Origin of the sequence: Rhodoferax sp. UBA5149, assembly GCF_002413825.1 — a bacterium.
Taxonomy (GTDB): domain Bacteria; phylum Pseudomonadota; class Gammaproteobacteria; order Burkholderiales; family Burkholderiaceae_C; genus Rhodoferax.
The window spans coordinates 7,458-9,933 of sequence record NZ_DHXT01000160.1 but is presented as its reverse complement, the minus strand read 5'-3'; the positions used below and the strand labels follow the sequence as shown (position 1 = coordinate 9,933).

General features: G+C 61.0%; 2 protein-coding genes. Both read left to right on the top strand.

The genetic code is table 11. The features are described 5' to 3' along the window. Window positions 1–1,956: transketolase-like TK C-terminal-containing protein (locus B3V69_RS14215; protein WP_296447593.1), on the top strand; the 1,956-nt coding region annotated here is incomplete at its 5' end. A gap of 71 nt (window positions 1,957–2,027) precedes the next feature. Then, window positions 2,028–2,476, top strand: a 449-nt coding sequence (locus tag B3V69_RS14210) for a biotin/lipoyl-containing protein (protein WP_296447592.1), incomplete at its 3' end; no start/stop codon positions are given.

Below are 2,476 nucleotides of genomic sequence, written 5' to 3'. Positions count from 1 at the left end.
GTCCGCGGCAACGGCAAGATCATCCAGGAGCTTGAAGGCGAGTTCCGCGGCTCGAACTGGAACGTGATCAAGCTGATCTGGGGCAGTGAGTGGGACCCGCTATTGGCGCGCGACAAGGACGGCGCCCTGCGCAAGATCATGATGGACACGCTGGACGGCGACTACCAGGCTTTCAAGGCCAACGACGGCGCCTATGTGCGCCAACATTTCTTTGGTCGTGACCCGCGCACACTGGAGATGGTCGCGCACATGAGCGACGACGAAATCTGGGCCCTCAAACGCGGCGGCCACGACCCGAAAAAGGTTTACGCGGCTTACCACGCGGCGGTCAGCCACACCGGCCAGCCGACCGTGCTGCTGATCAAGACCGTCAAGGGTTTTGGCATGGGCAAGGCCGGCGAGGGCAAGAACAACGTGCATCAGACCAAGAAGCTGACCGACGAAGACATCAAAATCTTCCGCGACCGCTTCAATATCCCGATTCCCGACAGCCAGTTGGCCGAGATTCCGTTTTACAAGCCGGCCGACGACACCCCCGAGATGCAATACCTGCACGAGCGCCGCAAAGCCCTCGGCGGTTATCTGCCGCACCGCCGCACCAAGGCGGACGAGCAATTCACTGTGCCGTCGCTGGAAACCTTCAAGTCGGTGATCGACCCTACGGCTGAAGGGCGCGAAATCTCCACCACGCAGGCCTACGTGCGCTTTCTGACCACCTTGCTGCGTGACAAGGCTTTGGGTCCGCGCGTGGTGCCGATCGTCGTGGACGAGGCGCGCACCTTCGGCATGGAAGGGCTGTTCCGCCAGATCGGGATCTACAACCCGGCCGGACAGCAATACACCCCCGTCGATAAAGACCAGGTGATGTACTACAAGGAAGACAAGCAAGGCCAGGTCCTGCAAGAGGGCATCAACGAAGCCGGTGGCATGTGCAGCTGGATTGCGGCGGCCACCAGCTATTCAACCAGCAACCGCATCATGGTGCCGTTCTACGTGTACTACTCGATGTTCGGTTTCCAGCGTATTGGCGATCTGGCCTGGGCCGCGGGCGACATGCAGGCGCGCGGCTTCTTGCTGGGCGGCACCTCCGGGCGCACCACGCTGAACGGCGAAGGCCTGCAGCACGAAGACGGCCACAGTCACATCCTGGCGGGCACGATCCCCAATTGCGTCAGCTACGACCCGACCTTTGCGCACGAGGTAGGGGTCATCCTGCACCATGGCTTGAAGCGCATGGTGGAGAAACAAGACAACGTCTACTACTACATCACCTTGCTTAATGAAAATTACCCGATGCCCGGCCTGACGGCCGGCACCGAAGAGCAGATCATCAAGGGCATGTACCTGTGCAAGCCAAGCGCGGATATTGCCCCCACGCTTTCCGCTGCGCGTGATGCGCTGCCCCCCGAGGGGGCGCATTTGCCCTTGGGGCGGCCCGGCGGGCAAACATCCACCCCGCGCGTTCAGTTGTTGGGCTCCGGCACCATCCTGCGCGAATCGATTGCCGCGCAGGAGTTGCTGGAGAAAGACTGGGGCGTGGCGGCCAACGTCTGGAGCTGTCCCAGCTTCAACGAGCTGGCCCGTGACGGCCAAGACTGCGAGCGTTACAACCTCTTGCACCCGGGCGCCGCGCCACGCGTGCCCTTCGTCGGCCAACAGCTCGACAAGCACAGCGGCCCGGTGGTGGCGTCCACCGACTACATGAAGGCTTACGCCGAGCAGATTCGCTCTTTCATTCCGAAGGGTCGAACCTACAAGGTGTTGGGCACCGACGGCTTTGGCCGTAGCGATTTCAGAGCCAAGCTGCGCGAGCATTTCGAGATCAATCGCCATTACATTGTCGTCGCCGCCCTCAAGGCACTGAGCGAAGAAGGCACGCTGCCGGTCGCCAAGGTGGTGGAGGCGATTGCCCAATACGGTATCCAGACCGACAAGGTCAATCCGCTCTACGCTTAGCATGAGACTTTGCGGGACAGACCGCAGCGAAGTGAAGCGCTGTCCTCAACTGAATAAATAAGGAAATGCGCATGTCTTTAATTGAAATCAAAGTGCCGGATATCGGCGATTTCGCCGAGGTGACCGTGATCGAGTTGATGGTCAAGCCGGGCGACACGGTGAAGGCCGAGCAGTCCCTGATTACGGTCGAGTCGGACAAGGCGTCGATGGAAATCCCGTCCAGCCATGCGGGCGTGGTCAAGGAACTCCGGGTCGCGCTGGGCGACAAGGTCAAAGAGGGCTCGCTGGTGCTGATGCTGGACGTGGCCGAAGTGGCCGGTGTGCCCGCGTCCGCTGCCCCTGCTTCAGAGATAAAACAGGCTGTAGACCCCGTCGTTAATGCGTCACCAGCTACAAATTCAGTAGCGCCTGTGGCAACAGGCGTGAGCGCAGCAGTCAGCACCGGCCCGGTCGAAGTGCGCGTGCCCGACATTGGCGACTTCAAGGATGTGGCCGTGATTGAGATCATGGTCAAGCCGGG